We start from the raw sequence: 15216 nt of genomic DNA on the forward strand, positions 1-15216 counted from the left end.
AGGTCGTGTCGGTTGAAGCCCGGGCGGCAGCCAAGGGGTCCGGCGTCTTCCTCACTCACCTTCGCCCGGAATGCTCCGGTGTGGCAGGGCGGGCTCTTCGGGGGTAACGACAGGGCCCCCCTCCCGCCCGCGAAGCGAGTGCCCGGCGGGTGAGACTGGAGCCATGGCATCGACGAGCGCGCACAGCGAGGGCGCCGAGCTGGGCCGCTTCCTACGCGCCCGCCGCACCCAGACCAATCCCGAACACGTCGGCCTCACCGTCGGCGCCGGCATTCGCCGCACCCCCGGCCTGCGCCGCGAGGAGCTGGCGACCCTCGCCGGGATCAGCATCGACTACTACGTGCGCCTGGAACGCGGCAAGGAGACCCGTCCCAGTCCCGCAGTCCTCGACTCGCTCGCCCGCGCTCTGCAGATGGACGACCAGGAGCACCAGCACCTGCGTGAACTCGCCACCCGTGCGGCCCGCTACGCCCCTGAGCCGCCACCGGCCCCGAGCCGCACCGTGCGCCCCCACCTGAAGCTGCTGCTGGAGTCGCTGCGGCCGAACCCGGCCTACGTCATCAGCCGCAGCATGGAGATGCTGGCCTGGAACCCGGGCGGCCTCGCCCTGTACGCGGGCCTGGAGGACTGGCCGGCCAAGCATCGCAACCTGGCCCGCTATCTCTTCCTCCACCCGGCCGCGCGGGATCTCTTCGGCGACTGGGACCGCCAGATCACGGGCTGCGTCGCCAGGCTGCGCGCCGTCGCCGGCACCGCCCCCGACGCTCCCGACCTGACCAACCTCGTCGGCGAGCTCCTTCTCAAGAGCCCCGACTTCGCCCGGCTGTGGGAGCGTTACGAGGTCACCGGCCGCAAGCCCGCGCAGAAGACCTTCCAGCATCCCCGCGTCGGCACGGTCACCCTCACCTCCCAGTCCATGCACCTGGAAGGCACCCCCGGCCAGCGCATCGGCGCCTACACCGCCGAACCCGGCACACCCGACCACGACGCCATGACGCTGCTCGACATGACCGCGCCCGCAGCCGCGCCCAACCGGGAAATTCCGCACACGTCACCCTGACCGTTGTCCTCACAAACGGTGTCGAGCTCGGCCTTCGATGCCGTCGGCGGTGTGGTCGGCGAGCCGCGCGGCCGCCTGTTCCGGGTCGGTGGTGGGTCGGGCACAGTGACCAGGGCGCCGCCGGGCCGTGCGATCAGGTGGGCGGGAGCGCGACGGCAGCGCAGGCTGCACTGCGGCGGCAGGCGCGGCTGGGACGCTCGAACGCGAGACGGCCCGCCTCCCGCACGATGAGCTCGCCGTCCGGTGCCGTCGAGCCGGGCAGCCGGCTGTTCCCGGATGCGGTCTCCGGGAGCGAAGCCGCCATGCTCGTGCCCCGCAAAAGGGGATGGGCGGCGGGCCCTGGTCTGCGTCGACGCGGGCCCAGTAGTGCTGCACTCACGGTCGGCGCACCTGCTCACCCTGGCAGCAGTGCGGTCGGCAATCCGAGTGCGCGTGCGCCCCCGGCTACTGCGCTGACCATGGTTGTTCAGCGCAGTAGCCAGGGGCTGTGTTGTCGTGCGTTCTGATGCCGCGGTCGCTCACCGTCCGCAACGCACCTCACCGCCCCGGCGGTGGCGCCGGGACGGCTGAGAGGTCTGGGCCGATTCCGGGAATCAGACGGCGACGAGTTCCGGCTCGCGGTCCAGTGTTTTGACCGTGGGCTTCTCGTTCGGCTTGTTCGGCTTGTTCGGCAGGGAGAGCCGGACGACCTTGTGCCACGCGGAGAACACCTGCTTGGGCAGCGGGCCGGTGACGTATTCCAGCTCGTACTTCTCGAACAGCGCGCGTACCTTCACCGCGACCTCGGCGTACCGGTTGCTGGGCAGGTCCGGGAACAGGTGGTGCTCGATCTGGTGCGACAGGTTGCCGGTCATGAAGTGCATGGCCTTGCTGCCGCTGATGTTCGCCGAGCCCATCATCTGGCGCAGGTACCACTGGCCGCGCGTCTCGCCCTTGATCGAGCGGCGCTCGAAGACCTGCACGCCCTCGGGGAAGTGCCCGCACATGATCACCGAGTGGGACCAGACGTTGCGGACCAGGTTCGCGGTGAACGTGGCGGCGAGCGTGGGCAGGAACGACGGGCCCGACAGCAGCGGGTGGATCACGTAGTCCTTGAGGACCTGCTTGCGGATCTTGCGGCCGACGGCCTTGGCCCGCGCGCGGAACTCCGGGTTGTTGCGGCGGCGCTTGTGCAGGTTCTTGCCGAGTTCCAGGTCGTAGGCGGCGATGCCGTACTCGAAGAAACAGGCGTTGAGGAAGTTCCACAGCGGCTGGCCGAGGTGGAAGGGGTGCCACTTCTGGTCCTCGTCGACGCGCATGATGCCGTAGCCGAGGTCGTTGTCCTTGCCGATCACGTTGGTGTACGTGTGGTGCAGCTCGTTGTGCGAGTGCTTCCACTGGTCGGCCGGCGAGACGTGATCCCATTCCCAGGTGGTGGAGTGGATCTTCGGGTCCCGCATCCAGTCCCACTGGCCGTGCAGGATGTTGTGGCCGATCTCCATGTTGTCCATGATCTTCGCCACGGACAGGCCGGCGGTGCCGAGCACCCACGCGGGCGGGAAGATCGAGAACAGCAGCACGCCCCGGCTGACCAGCTCGAGCGTGCGCTGCGCCGAGATGACCTTACGGATGTAGGCGGCGTCTTTCTCGCCGCGGTCCGCGATCACCTCGTCGCGGATGGCGTCCAGCTCGCGGCCGAGCTCTTCGATCTGCTCCGCGGTCAGGTGGGCGGTGGGGTCGATGGCGGTCACGGTGCTCCTACCGTTCGATGTCGCAGGGGCCCGCCGCGGCGGACACGCAGGTCTGGATGAGGACGCCCGGCTCGGCCTCGGTGATCTCGCCGGTGCGCAGGTCGCGGACGGCGCCTGCCTTGAGCGGTGTGACGCAGCCGAAGCAGATGCCCATGCGGCACCCGGAGGGCATGAGCACGCCGGCCCCCTCGCCGACGTCCAGCAACGGCGTGGCGCCGTCCGCGTCGACGGTCTTGCCGGTGGTGCTGAACGTGACCTCGCCGCCGTCGCCGGTGACGACGATGCTGGGGCGGAAACGTTCGGTGTGCAGGCGCTCGTGGACGCCGTGATCGCTCCAGTGCTTCTCGGCGGCGTCGAGCAGGCCCGCGGGCCCGCAGGCCCAGGTCTCGCGCTCGGCCCAGTCGGGCACGAGTTCGTCGAGACGGGTGATGTCGAGGATGCCGTCGGTGTCGGTGTGCACCTCGGTGAGCCGCAGCTTCTTGTCCGCGACCAGGTCGTGCAGTTCGTTGCGGAAGATCACGTCGTGCGGCTGTGGCGCGCAGTGGACCATGACCACGTCGTCGAACTCGGTGTCGCGCAGCATGCCCATCACGGGCGTGATGCCGCTGCCGGCCGTCAGGTAGAGCACCTTGGCGGGCTTGGTCCGCGGCAGCACGAAGTCACCGGTCGGGTGGTCGAGGTGGATCAGCGTGCCCGGTTTCGCTCTGCGGACCAGGTGGTTGCTGACCTTGCCGTCCGGGATCGCCTTCACGGTGATCGTGACGCGGCCGTCCGGGCGGTTGGTCGGCGAGGTGAGGGAGTAGGCACGCCACAGGCGCACCCCGTCGACGTCGACCCCGATCCGTACGTACTGACCGGCCGTGTGGCCGCGCCAGCCCCGTCCCGGCCTGATCACGATCGTCGCGGCGTCACCCGTCTCGGGGTGCACGGCCTCGATGCGCCCACGCAGGTCTGCGCCCGCACGCAGCGGGCTGACCAGGTCGAGGTAGTCCGACGGCAGCAGCGGCGTCGTGACCATCTCCAGCAGTTTCCACGCCCTGCTGCGGAGGGCTGTACTCGTCATGACTCCAGCTTGCTGCGCCTCAAGGCGTAAAGTCCTGACCGTAGGACGTAAATCTGGCTGGCTGAATTGTTCGCAGGGAATAGAAACGTGAGCCATGCAACCCAGAGGGCCAGCGAGCTGGCCTTGGACGAGACGACGGTCACCGCGCTTCGGGCCGCGCTGAAGAGCACCGCCGACGAGGTCGTCCAGGCGATCATCGACGAGGTCCCTCCCTACGCCAACGCCCTTGCGGGCCACATGGGCGCCACCATCCGCCGAGCCGTCCGCACCGCCCTGGGGCACTACCTGGACCTCGCGAGCGGGAACGCCACCGGCGGCGACGCCGGTGACGCGGCCTACGAGCTGGGCCGCGGCGAGGTGCGCGACGGCCGTTCGATGGACGCCCTGCTCAGCGCCTACCGCGTCGGCGCCCGTGTGGCCTGGCGTTGCCTGGCAGCGGGTGCCGTACCCGCGGGCCTGCCCGCTGCCGAGGTCGCCAAGTTCGCCGAGCTGACCTTCGCCTACATCGACGAGCTCTCCGCCGCGAGCGCCGCGGGCCATGCCGACGAACTGGCCGCCCGGGGCAGGGACCAGGAGCGTTACCTGGAACACCTGGCCCGCGATCTCCTCGCCGGCGCGAGCCCGGACGTGCTGCTGGCCTCTGTCCAACGGGCCGGATGGCAGCCTCCGGTTTCGCTGACCGCGGTCCTGCTGCCCGCCGCCCAGGCCCGGCCTGCCTACCGCGCGCTCGACCCGAACACCCTCGTCCTGGACGATCTGCCGGACGCCACCGGTGTGCTGCTCGTCCCCGATGCCGATCGATCACATCTCCTACGGCAGCTGACCGACCGCACCGCCGTGGTCGGCCCACCTCGGCCATGGACTCGTGCGTCCGCCTCCTACGCACGCGCCGTACGCGCGCGCGTGCTCTCCTCCGATATTCGCGACACCGAGGACCACCTGCCCGAGCTGGTGCTGAGCGCCGACGCGGACGCGTTCGCGGACCTGCGCGCCCGAGCCCTCGCACCGTTGCACCCCTTGCCGGCCGCGACCGCACGGCGGCTGGAGGAGACGTTGCGGGCGTGGCTGCTGCACCAGGGCAGGCGGGAGGAGGTGGCGGCGGCGTTGTTCGTCCATCCCCAGACGGTCCGGTACCGGATGTCGCAGGTGCGGGAGCTGTTTCCGGATCTCGCATCGCCACACCGGGTCCTTGAACTGACGCTTGCGGTCGGCCTGGGGGTCAGCTGACGCGAACGTCGGCCGTCCATGACCAGGCGACCGCGAGCGGTCCACGAATCGCGCCGCGTTTCCCGGTGCCGACAACTGCCCGCGCGTCCCGGGGGAGAGGAACGCTGTGGCGGATACGGCTCGACTGGATGCGGCGGGCCGCTCGCGACGGGGACCAGCGTGGTTCTGTGACGGCCCCGGCCCTCCTTGCGACAGGTCAGTCGGACGACCGACCGGAGGTCGGCCTGGCACGTCGCGCGAGGGATGATGGGGATGCAATGACGGAACGTGAGGTCAGGAGCTTGCATGGCGCAGCGGGTCCACCGACCCCGTGAGGACGCGGAGTTCGATTTCATCCTCGGGATGAGCAAAGTCCCGGTCCTCGCGTATTTCACCGGGACATGGCCCAAGGCAATCGAGCCCTGCCGGGTGATGGACCTCGTCGTGGGCGGCGTCGCCGACGAATACACGGGCCGCCTGACGGCAGTCCGCACCGACATCACGCGTTGTCCGGCCGCAACCGAGCGATACGGGATCACCGGAGCCCCGTCCTGCGTCCTGCTGAAGGAGGGAGAGGCGGTGGCACACACCACGGGGCCTATGACCACCGCCGAGGTACGGAAGTTCCTGGACGACCACCTCTGAGAGGCCGCTGCGGCAGGAGGCCGTGACGCTGGTCACCTCTTGTCCGGGGGGAGCTGCGCCGTACCTTGAGCGGAAGAGATGCTGGTGCTTCTCGCCAGTCTCGGAGTCGAGCTGGACGGCGCGACGAGACGAACGCCGTCTGATCGTTCACTCGTCGTAGTGCTGATCCCGGTCGCGATCTGTGCAGCGGCGTACGTTCCGCCGACGGCGCGGCCAGAAGCACTACTCGGGCACGTACTGGCCCTCCATGATGCGCGAACGTGCCGTCTACGAATCACGGCTTGAGCCGCCGCGCCTGCTCTGCGTCGACTTCGGCCAGGAGGTTACGACGGCCCTCGCCAGCCGTTCCTGCGCGAGGGTGCGCGTCACCCGTAGAGGTTCGAGGTGACGGTCAGGAAGACGAGGAGGTTCGGCACGGTCTCGACCTTGGCGAGCGCCCAGGCCTTGGGCTGCCCGTGCTGCCGGACGGCCACGAAGCCCCCGCCGACATCGATCGTCGCGACGGCCGACCAGGGCAGGACCCCTTCGCGTTCGGTGGAGATACCGGTGGCGTCCACGCTGAACGGGCCGTGGCTCACCTCGTGACCCGTACGGACCGCCTCCCACACCTTCTGGGTCTGGGCGCGGGCGATGGCCTCGGAGATCAGGGGCAGCCAGGTCCCGAAGTCGGCGAAGCGGGACGAGATCTGCGCTCTGGTGCCGTTGGGCGCTACCAGGGTGGAGGTGTGTGTGGTGTTGACAGGGGTCTTCGTGCCCTTGTAGATGATCACTTCCTGGACGGTCTCCTGGTAATGGACCGCCTGGTCCCAGCGAACCGCGAACAACTGCCCGGCGCCCCTGTCCACGAGCAGACCCCTCTCGAAGAGGTGCAGGCGTTGACTGCCGAGTCTCTTCCGGAAGTTGGGGCTGTTGAACAGGGCACCTATGCCAAGCGCGGAGAAGAACAGGGGATACCAACCCACCCACCAGCTTATGTGGACCCACAACAGGATGCCTCCGGTCGCCAGGCCGGCGATGCCGGTCAGGGAAGCGGCGAAGAACAGTCCTCGGTACTTCTCCTGCACGTTGACCTCCTTCCTCGGCAGGAAGGTGTGCTCGAGTCGGCCGAAGCCTCTACGGGAAGCCAGTTGGGCGACTTGAGGGGACGGGGAACCCGGCACGCTCATACAGGAGCCTCTGTTTCGTTTCGGAGCGACACTCGTCAAGGCCGCTTCAGCTGGTCACGTGGTCAATGAGTCGAGCGAGCAGACGAGTGCGGGGGATCATCCGGGCGATTTCGACGTACTCGGTGTCCGCGTGCGCGCCACCGCCCACGGCGCCCAGGCCGTCCAGCGTCGGACAGCCCGCCGCCGCGGTGTAGTTGCCGTCCGAGGCGCCTCCGACGGCGATCCCCCGCAGTGGTTCCTGGCCCAATTCCGCGGCGAGCCGGGAGGCGAGGGCGAACAGTTCGGCGGAGGACTCCGGTTCCATCGGCGGCCTTCTCCTGCCGCCCAGTACCTCCAGTCGGGCTCCGGGCAGCCGGGCGACGAGCCCCCGCATGAACTCGTCTATCCGGTCCTGCGCCGCCAGGGTCGGCACGCGCACATCCACCGACACCTTCGCCAGCCCGGGCACGGTGTTGAGAGTGGTGCCGGCCGTCAGCAGGGTGGGCGTGATGGTCGGTGCACCCAGGGTGGGGCAGGAGGCTCCGGTGGTGCCCATTGAGCCTGCGATCTCGGCGACGGCCAGGACCTGGTGAGCGGCCTCGATAGCGGCGTTGACCCCGTTGTGCGGTTCCAAGCCCGCGTGTGCGGCACGGCCGTGCACTACGACCTCGTACCGCGAAGTGCCCTTGCGGGCGGTCTTGAGCGCGCCTTCCTCGTCCGCGGACGCCTCCAGCACCAAGGCGGCCGCGCACCCCCGCACGGATTCCTCGATCAGCTGTCGGGAGGTCGCGGAGCCGACCTCCTCGTCCCCGTTGACCACAACACACACCCCCTCCGGGGAGGGCAGGGAGGCCAGCGCGTGGAACATCTGCACCAGGCCCGCCTTCATGTCCAGGACCCCGGGGCCGCGGGCGATCCCGTCGGCCACCGACCAGGGGTGGTTCTGAAGCGAGCCCATGGGCCACACCGTGTCGTGGTGTCCCACCAGCAGGACCCGCGGAGTGCCGAAGCTCCACCGCAGATGGGTCACACCGTCGACCACGATCACCTCCGGCCCGGCCCCCAACAGCCTGGTCCCCAGGGCGCTGACCACCTCGGCGCTGCGCGCCAGTGCCGCGTGGTCCGCGGAGAAGGACTCGCAGAGTACGAGGTCCTCCAGATCGGCCAGCATCGCCGGCAACGCGAGCGCGGCCCCGCGGGTCATCGGTCCCGCCCCATCTCAACTCCCCTTCGCATCAACACACTTCTCCCTCGGATTTCGTGGGCCACTGGAGAGCGCCGGCGCTCGCCCCCCTCAAGGCACCGCCGCGTGAACGACGTTAGGGCGAGGTATGGCATTCCACCAGCGACTGGATTGCATAGGATCCATGCATCTGAGGAATGCATCGGCGCAAGCTGGTGAGGGCCGCAGGAGAGGACCTCGGAGGAGGGGGAACGTGTTCGACATCGACGCGCTGCGGCTGCTCGTGACCGTGGCCGAGACCGGATCGTTCACGAAAGCGGCGGCCCGGCTCAACTACACGCAGTCCGCGGTGTCCCGGCGGATCGCCGCGCTGGAACAGCGGGCGGGTGGACCGCTGTTGGAACGGCTCCCCCGGGGCGTACGGCTGAATCCCGCAGGCCGTACCCTGCACCGGCACGCCATGGAGGTGCTCGACCGGCTGTCGCGGGCGGAGCGGGAACTGGCCGTGCTGCACGCGGGCCACGGCGGGCTGCTGCACATCGGCGCGTTCGCCACCGCCAACATCTCGCTGGTGCCCACCGCCTTGCGGACACTCCAGGACGCCAGGCCGGATGTCGAGGTCGTCGCGGTCGAGGGCCCGACCGACACGCTGATGGCGCGCCTCGCGGACGGGGTGCTGGACCTCGCCATCGTCAGCGACTACCCGTCCGGTCTGCCGTCGGCCGACGGCGTCACGACGACCGCGTTGTGCGAGGACGAGTTGTTCGTCGCTCTCCCACGGGGGCACCGCCTGGCCGAAGCCGGGACGATCGACCTGCGTGAACTGCGCGATGAAGCCTGGCTCCAGAACGCGTACGGTGACCGTCCCACGATGCTCGCCGACGCCTTCGCCAGAGCGGCCTTCACCCCCAGGAAGATCATCCGGATCGCGGAGTGGTCAGGGAAGTTCGGCTACGTGGCCGCCGGGCTGGGGGTGGCGCTGGTCCCCTCGCTGGCCGCCTGGGCGGTCCCCGACGAACTCGTCCTGCGCAGCCTCACCGATCCAGCCCTGCGCCGGACCGTACATGTGGCGCTGCCTGCCGTCCCGATACCGGCGGCACTGAAACTGCGGGATCTGCTGCACGACGCCGTCGGCTGAGCCGTTTTCCGGAGCGACCGGCCGGTACGCGAGGTGAGTGTGGGCACAAGGCGCCGGCTTCACTCCGCGTTGGAGCTCCGGCGGCACAGAAGGCGCCGTGAACCGCATCAAGAGGATCAAAAAAGCAGCTCTACGGACGCGCCGGATTCGCACTCCTGCGCAAGGCGATCCTGCTTCAGCGACCCTCCGCGACTACGTCCCACGGCGTGGTGCCAGAACCGCCTTCTGCTGTCACTCGTCAGACGCCTGGCCCGACAGTGGGATGCGAGGCCAAGACGCGGGCTGCGATCCGCAGCTGCGCTTCCCACGCCGTCTCCTCGAGCCCCAACGTGTACGCAGTGCAACACGCGCAGGGTGGGAGGAGCGCCAGGAATGCCTGCTCCTCAGCGGTCTCGACCTCTATATCCGACCACTCGTCCGACGCCAGCTCGGCGAGAGTTGTCTGACCGACGGTGAATCTCGTGGCCAGCCTGCGCAGCGCGTACCGTTGGGCCAGGCTGGAGTCGGGCAACGCGATCCCCAGTTCTGAGAGAGCGTGCTCGAATGTGTCGCGGATGTCCCGGGGGTCCGCGTGGCGGGGCAGACCGGCAAGCTCGCACAGGGCAGGAGTATCCACCCCCACCGCGAGCGCCTGGGCGGCGATCATCGGCAGGTCTTCCGGGCACGTCTGATCCGTCTGATAGAGCCAGGCTGCCTCTTCCAGAAAGAGAGGCACGCCGTGTGCAGGGCTGTCAGGCTCGGGCGTGTCTTCTATCGCTGGCATGGCGCATACCATGCCAGCACTACTCGCAAGAATGCCCGTAAATATGAGCGTCGGCGGATTTCCCCGTGACCCTGAGGGCTGGCCCAGAACTCGTGCCGTTTGCCGAGGTAGCCGTCCGCAACCGCTACCCAAGATCTGTGCCAGAGCCAAGTCTGGGCGTCACCGCATCCGTTGCCGGTTCCGTCCGGAACGCAGTGCGCCATTCGCGGTGATCGTATGGAGAGGCGCCGGACCCGACCGACGAGGCTGGCTTGGGGCTTCGCGCACTGTGAAACTGGCAGCCGGCCGTGGCGGCCTGTCCGAGCAGCATGCGGGGCCGCTGACATCTCACTGGCCGATCGTCGATCGAGGAGTCCAGATGCGTCTGCGCAAGCGTGCGGTTGCCGCCGTGTTCGTGACCACCGCAGCCTTCACCGCCATCGCCCCCCAGGCCGTGGCCGTCCACATGCCCTGGGAGACCAGCAGGACTCCCGCGGCCACGACCACCGACACCAACTCCACAGTTACCGGCGAGAGCGGCACGGTCACCGTGCTGTGCACCGGCGGCTGCTACCAGTAGGCGGCCAACTCGGGTACGTGAAGGTCCCGAGCAACGGGGGGCTTGACGCTTCCCGGCCCCGGTCCTCCGTAAGACACAACAGGCGTGCGGTGCCGACAACCGCTGAGAGCGGTGGGTGACTCCCGAAGCCAGGTGTTCCCCGAAACCCGCCGTCAACGGTGCTGAGTTCATAAGATCGCCAATGTTGCGACGCCCTGCCGAGGTCCGCACGGCCCGGCGTGAAGAAGGTCCTGCACGAGACATGACCTACGGCGCGAAGCTCCCCAAGGCCGTCAAGAGGATCACCGACGGCGTGGACCTGCTGCTTGCCTTCCACGGCTTCCCCGCCGAGCACTGGATCCGCTTGCGCACCGCGATGCTGATGCGTCGGCTTTAGCCACTTTCCGGCTGCGGACCAGGTCGCCCGGGGGCGTTGGCGGCGCAGCTGCCGCCCTGGACATGGCCGGCAAGCTCGTTGAGTCCGCCCAGCAGTGGTGGCGGGCCGTGCACGGACCCCACCCGTCGCCCGGTCCGTGCCGGAGCCCGCTTCGAGCGGCCGGCGCGCCAGCCTGTCGCAGGGTTGATCCTAGAACCATGCGGCCTGAACGAATTGATCCGCGGGGCATGACTCCTGCCCCCCTCTGAGCCCTCACGGCCCGAAGACGACGTGGCTCACGGACCCGGACGGATACCGGATCGAGTTGGTGGCGTGGCCGTCCGGACATCCCGACAGCATCACCGCAGCAGACTTCGCATGAGGCGGCCACGGTCTGCGGAGTGTCGAAGTTTTCCCTCGGCGTGACCGTGGCGCAACGTGCGGCTACATCCCACCCAATCCATCCACCGGGCCAGCCAAATCCCTCTGCAAGCCACGCAGTTGGTCTTCGAGAGCCAGCTCGCCCTGCCCATGGGTGGACATCCACCTCACCGACACCCCCGGCCCGGCCGGCGCACGCCCGCGCGCGCAGGCTACGCATGACTCTTGGACGGGGAAGACACAGGCATTGAGGTGGCTGAGGAGATCGGTGGTGCCCCGGCACACCGCGGGGGTGCGGGGCACGGTCCTGGTGAATGCTTGGCCTGTATCCGAATTCTTGAGGCGGGAGCCGAATACCGTGACCGATCTCGATCCTTTCACCGATCTGCTCAACTATCCGATGTACGTCGTGACCGCGCAGGCCTACGGGGAAAAGGCCGGATGCCTGGTCGGATTCGCCTCGCAGTGCTCGATTCAGCCCGCCCGGTTCATGGTCTGGCTGTCCAGAGCCAACCGGACCTACCGGGTGGCCGAGCGCGCCGACCGACTCGCGGTCCATCTTCTGCGCCGCGACCAGGACCGGCTGGCCCGGCTCTTCGGCGGTGAGACGGGCGACCACACCGACAAGTTCACCGAGGTCGCCTGGCACGCGGGACCGGGCGGTCTACCGGTCCTGGACGAGGCTCCCGCCTGGTTTGTCGGTCGCGTGGAGAACCGGATCGACGGCGGCGACCACATCGGCTTTCTGCTCGCCCCCGAGGCGGCGGGCAGGCTCACGGGCAGCCGCACCCCCGTTCTGACGTTGAACGACACCCGTGACATCGCTCCGGGCCATCCAGCGAACTGAGCGGCACCCCGTGCTGGGCTCCGTATCGGGGTTCCGACGTAGTCCGAGGTCCTGCGCGAGGGCGCTGTCTTCGGAAGCGGTAGTGGGCCTCGTTCCTGACCGGCTGCGCCGCGCGGGAGGAGTTCCGAGGCCGCGCTCGGAATGCCCCGTGATCCGGCCATGCAGAGGGTCTGTTCACTCGCAGACGCGAGTCTTCGGCCGTATGTTCACGTGGGGCAGATCTCCGGTTCAGGGATGCCGACCGCGGTTCTCGCAGATCATGGACGAGACATGAGCCTGAGCCTGAATCCACTCCTTCTCGTGCGGCCCGGCCGCCTGTTGGCCGACGGCGCGGTCGGAGCAGGAGTGTTTTCGGCCGTGTCCTTCGCGCTGCTCACCACGGCGCTCGCGGCCCTGGGCTATCACCTGGCCTTTGCGGAGGCGGCCTCTGGCACCGCATGTCTGGCCGCGGTGGTCGGTCTCTTCGCCGGGCGCCTTCTCTGTGTGAGGCGACCCAGGTCTCTGCTCTTCGACGTCGGTGCCATAGCTCTCGCGCAGGTGTCCACGTGCTGCTGGTTCGCGTGCCACAGCACCGACCTCAATCTTGTGCGCGCGGCATTTCACGGTGAGGTGGGGGGTGCTGTCCACCTCATGGCGACGATGGTCGCCGTGGGCGCTCTGCGCGCCGCCGGAGTCCCCCGATTCTGCATGTCCACCGTGGTGCAGAAGGGGCTGAGTGCCTTCGCGTACCTTCTGCGCGTGCTGATCTCCGCGCAGACCGCGGCGGCGCCGGCTGCCTACGTCAGTGGGTGTACCGGCGCCCGACGCAGCGGAGACGAGGAAGCCGTCTCCGAAGTACTGCCGGCCGGTGCGGTCGGGCGTCGCGGTCCTCCCTGAGCCGCCCGGCGCCCACCCGGTCGGCCCGCCGGACTCCTCACCGCGTGCTGCCGGGTACGCCGAAGCAGTGCCGTTTGCTTCCCCTTACTCTCCGCGCACTCGGGAAACCAGATGACCACACCACGTATCGACATCGTGCACCCTCGCGATCTGACAACCGGCGACCTCTGTCTCTGGAACGAACTCCACGCCCGGGCCGCCCCCGTGGCCAACCCCTTCATGAGCGCACAGTTCACCCGGTCCATCGGCCGTGTTCGGTCCGACACCCGGGTGGCGATCGTGCGAGACGGGAAGGAGCCCGTCGGCTACTTCCCCTACCAGCGCGGTCGGTGGGGTCACGGCCGGGCTGTCGGCTTCGGTGTTTCCGACTGTCAGGGTGCGGTGCTGCGTCCCGGCGTGGAGCTGGACCCTCACCACCTCATGCGTGCCTGCTCCCTGAGCGCGTGGGAGTTCAACCACCTCGAAAGCAGCCAGAAGGCCTTCCTGCCTTACGCGACAGGCCAGTTCGCCTCACCCTTCATCGACCTGAGAGCCGGCTTCGAGTCGTACGAGAGCCATCTGCGCGGACAGTCGCGCCGATTCCTGAAAACGGCGTGGGCCCAAGAACGCCGTATGAGCCGGGACATCGGCCCACTTCGTTTCGTGTACGACGAGAAAGACCCCGCGGCCCTGCACGCCCTCATCGCCTGGAAGTCCGCCCACTATCGCCGTACGGGCCGCCGTGATCCCTTCACCCGGCCGTGGATCACCCAACTCGTTCTCCAGCTCGCCGATGCCACCGAGCCGGCCTGTTCAGGCGTTCTCTCCGTGCTCTACGCGGCCGATCGACCCGTGGCCGCCCACTTCGGCCTGCGCTCCCGCACCGTCTTCTCCTGTTGGTTCCCCTCCTACGACCGGACCGTCGCCACCTTCTCGCCCGGTCGCATCCTCTATCTGCGCATGATCGAAGCCGCTGCGGCATCCGGCATCCACGTGTTCGACTTCGGCAGAGGCGCCGCCGCGTACAAGGACGCTTTCAAGACGGGGGACCTCCTGGTCCACGAAGGAGCGATGCGTGTCGCCGGCCCAGGTGCCGCCCTGCACTGGCTCCGCCGCGAACCCGTGCGAGCCGCCCACCGGCTCGTGCGTGAGCACCCCATTCTGAAGGGCGCGGCGGTACGGACCCTCGAAGCCGTGGGGACGATGAGGGGACACTGATCGGCCAGGACGAGCGTGATGCTTTCCGCCGTCAGTGTGTCGATGTCAGGTCGGCGTTGACGAGGGCCCGGAAGTAGAGCGGGTGGCCGGTCCGCGGTGGCTCAGGGGTGGCTGGTGAGGTATCCGCCCATAGAGGTGAAGTACTCGGTCGCGCCCAACTCCCTCCCGTCTTCCGTGCGTACGCGTGTGATGGCCAGGCCGTGGTTGCGGCCGGTCCGGGCGTCGGCGCCGGCGACGATCACCACGCCGTCGCCCTCGCGATAGAAGATGCGGCCGGGGGTGCCGCCGTAGAGGCCCTCGGAGACCACGGCGGCAAGGACCTCGAGTCGTTTGCCCTTGTGGAAGGTGAAGGTGCTGGGGTACGGCTCGGACTGGGCGCGGATCAGACGCTGGAGGTCCTCGGCCGGCCAGGTCCAGTCGATGCGGCTGTCCTCGATGGACCTCTTGTGGAAGAAGCTGGCCTGGGAACGGTCCTGCGGGGTGAACTCCGTCTGACCGGCGGCGATGAGGTCGAGTGCGCCGATGGTGACCGGTGCGATGAGGGCGACGGTCTTGTGGAAGAGGTCGGTCGCGGTGTCCGTCGGTTCGACCGGCACCGACTCCTGGCGGACGATGTCGCCCGCGTCGAGTTCGGCGTCCATCATGTGCGCGGTGACGCCCACTTCGGGCTCGCCGTTGATCAGGGCCCAGATCAGCGGGGAGAAGCCGGCGTACTTCGGCAGCAGCGAGTCGTGCACGTTCAGGGTGCCGTGGCGTGGGAGGCCGAAAATGTGCGGAGGGATCCAGGTCCGCCAGTTGTTGGCCACGATGACGTCCGGGTCGGCTTCCTTGAGGCGCTCGAACAACTCGTCGTCAGGGCGGTTGCGGATCACCACCGGGACGCCGTGCTCTTCGGCAAGGTCGGCGACGGAGTCGCTCCAGATCTTCTCGTACGCGTGCTCGCTCTTGGGGTGCGTCACGACCAGGACCACGTCGTGTTCGGAGTCCAGGAGGGCTTGCAGGGTCCGGTGCCCCCAGGTCTGGTAGCCGAACATGACGACCCGCATGGGGTTCCTCCTCGGAGCAGGG

The 15216-nt window shown here is 68.7% G+C and carries 16 protein-coding genes and 1 pseudogene; 10 read left to right on the plus strand and 7 right to left on the minus strand.

Going from position 1 to position 15216, the window contains the following annotated elements; genetic code table 11:
- Positions 1-163 precede the first annotated feature (163 nt).
- Positions 164-1060 carry a helix-turn-helix transcriptional regulator gene (locus ACIOHP_RS35970; RefSeq protein WP_401893966.1) on the plus strand — a complete coding sequence of 299 codons (897 nt, stop codon included), beginning with the start codon at positions 164-166 and terminating at the stop codon, positions 1058-1060.
- A gap of 133 nt (positions 1061-1193) precedes the next feature.
- On the opposite strand, the gene ACIOHP_RS35975 is transcribed toward ACIOHP_RS35970, so the two are convergent.
- The 3 genes from ACIOHP_RS35975 to ACIOHP_RS35985 form a co-directional block, all read right to left on the minus strand.
- Positions 1194-1364 carry a hypothetical protein gene (locus ACIOHP_RS35975; protein WP_401893968.1) on the minus strand — a complete coding sequence of 57 codons (171 nt, stop codon included), beginning with the start codon at positions 1362-1364 and terminating at the stop codon, positions 1194-1196.
- Positions 1365-1653: 289 nt separating this feature from the next.
- On the minus strand, positions 1654-2790 hold the full coding sequence (locus ACIOHP_RS35980) for an acyl-CoA desaturase (protein ID WP_361551234.1): 1137 nt from the start codon (positions 2788-2790) through the stop codon (positions 1654-1656).
- 7 nt (positions 2791-2797) lie between these two features.
- Complete coding sequence (locus ACIOHP_RS35985; RefSeq protein ID WP_401893970.1) at positions 2798-3853, minus strand: ferredoxin reductase; 1056 nt, start codon at positions 3851-3853, stop codon at positions 2798-2800.
- 87 nt (positions 3854-3940) lie between these two features.
- Here ACIOHP_RS35985 and ACIOHP_RS35990 point away from each other — a divergent pair, with 87 nt between their 5' ends.
- Both ACIOHP_RS35990 and ACIOHP_RS35995 read left to right on the plus strand, forming a co-directional pair.
- Entirely contained in the window at positions 3941-5080 is a 1140-nt protein-coding gene (locus tag ACIOHP_RS35990; RefSeq protein WP_401893971.1) for a PucR family transcriptional regulator, read from the plus strand.
- Positions 5081-5365: 285 nt separating this feature from the next.
- Entirely contained in the window at positions 5366-5704 is a 339-nt protein-coding gene (locus tag ACIOHP_RS35995) for a thioredoxin family protein (RefSeq protein ID WP_401893973.1), read from the plus strand.
- 365 nt (positions 5705-6069) lie between these two features.
- Here the strand turns inward: ACIOHP_RS35995 and ACIOHP_RS36000 are convergent, their stop codons facing one another.
- A complete protein-coding gene (locus ACIOHP_RS36000) occupies positions 6070-6768 on the minus strand; it encodes a DUF6585 family protein (RefSeq protein ID WP_401893975.1) in 699 nt (232 codons plus the stop codon).
- Between the two features lie 148 nt (positions 6769-6916).
- Positions 6917-8053: a M20 family metallopeptidase gene (locus tag ACIOHP_RS36005; RefSeq protein ID WP_401893977.1), complete on the minus strand. Its 1137-nt coding sequence runs from the start codon at positions 8051-8053 to the stop codon at positions 6917-6919.
- A 232-nt stretch (positions 8054-8285) separates the two neighbouring features.
- Here ACIOHP_RS36005 and ACIOHP_RS36010 point away from each other — a divergent pair, with 232 nt between their 5' ends.
- Positions 8286-9170, plus strand: a complete 885-nt coding sequence (locus tag ACIOHP_RS36010; protein ID WP_401893979.1) for a LysR family transcriptional regulator — start codon at positions 8286-8288, stop codon at positions 9168-9170.
- Positions 9171-9408: 238 nt separating this feature from the next.
- Here the strand turns inward: ACIOHP_RS36010 and ACIOHP_RS36015 are convergent, their stop codons facing one another.
- Positions 9409-9933 carry a hypothetical protein gene (locus ACIOHP_RS36015; protein WP_401893981.1) on the minus strand — a complete coding sequence of 175 codons (525 nt, stop codon included), beginning with the start codon at positions 9931-9933 and terminating at the stop codon, positions 9409-9411.
- A gap of 358 nt (positions 9934-10291) precedes the next feature.
- On the opposite strand from ACIOHP_RS36015, the gene ACIOHP_RS36020 reads away from it, so the two are divergent.
- The 6 genes and pseudogenes from ACIOHP_RS36020 (at position 10292) to ACIOHP_RS36045 (ending at position 14148) form a co-directional block, all read left to right on the plus strand.
- Complete coding sequence (locus ACIOHP_RS36020) at positions 10292-10492, plus strand: hypothetical protein (protein WP_401893982.1); 201 nt, start codon at positions 10292-10294, stop codon at positions 10490-10492.
- 241 nt (positions 10493-10733) lie between these two features.
- Complete coding sequence (locus ACIOHP_RS36025; RefSeq protein ID WP_401893984.1) at positions 10734-10868, plus strand: hypothetical protein; 135 nt, start codon at positions 10734-10736, stop codon at positions 10866-10868.
- Between the two features lie 241 nt (positions 10869-11109).
- Positions 11110-11229 (plus strand): annotated as a pseudogene (locus ACIOHP_RS36030) (VOC family protein); the annotation flags it as partial.
- 357 nt (positions 11230-11586) lie between these two features.
- The gene (locus tag ACIOHP_RS36035) at positions 11587-12075 is read left to right on the plus strand and encodes a flavin reductase family protein (protein ID WP_401893985.1); all 489 of its coding nucleotides are present in this window, start codon (positions 11587-11589) and stop codon (positions 12073-12075) included.
- Between the two features lie 270 nt (positions 12076-12345).
- The gene (locus ACIOHP_RS36040; RefSeq protein WP_401893987.1) at positions 12346-12951 is read left to right on the plus strand and encodes a hypothetical protein; all 606 of its coding nucleotides are present in this window, start codon (positions 12346-12348) and stop codon (positions 12949-12951) included.
- A gap of 111 nt (positions 12952-13062) precedes the next feature.
- Complete coding sequence (locus ACIOHP_RS36045; protein ID WP_401893989.1) at positions 13063-14148, plus strand: GNAT family N-acetyltransferase; 1086 nt, start codon at positions 13063-13065, stop codon at positions 14146-14148.
- 101 nt (positions 14149-14249) lie between these two features.
- Here ACIOHP_RS36045 and ACIOHP_RS36050 read toward each other — a convergent pair whose 3' ends face one another.
- Positions 14250-15194, minus strand: coding sequence for a methionyl-tRNA formyltransferase (locus ACIOHP_RS36050; protein WP_401893990.1), 945 nt, complete (start codon positions 15192-15194; stop codon positions 14250-14252).
- Positions 15195-15216 lie beyond the last annotated feature (22 nt).

The sequence above is a fragment of the Streptomyces sp. NPDC087859 genome (genome assembly GCF_044742595.1).
GTDB lineage: Bacteria > Actinomycetota > Actinomycetes > Streptomycetales > Streptomycetaceae > Streptomyces > Streptomyces canus_F.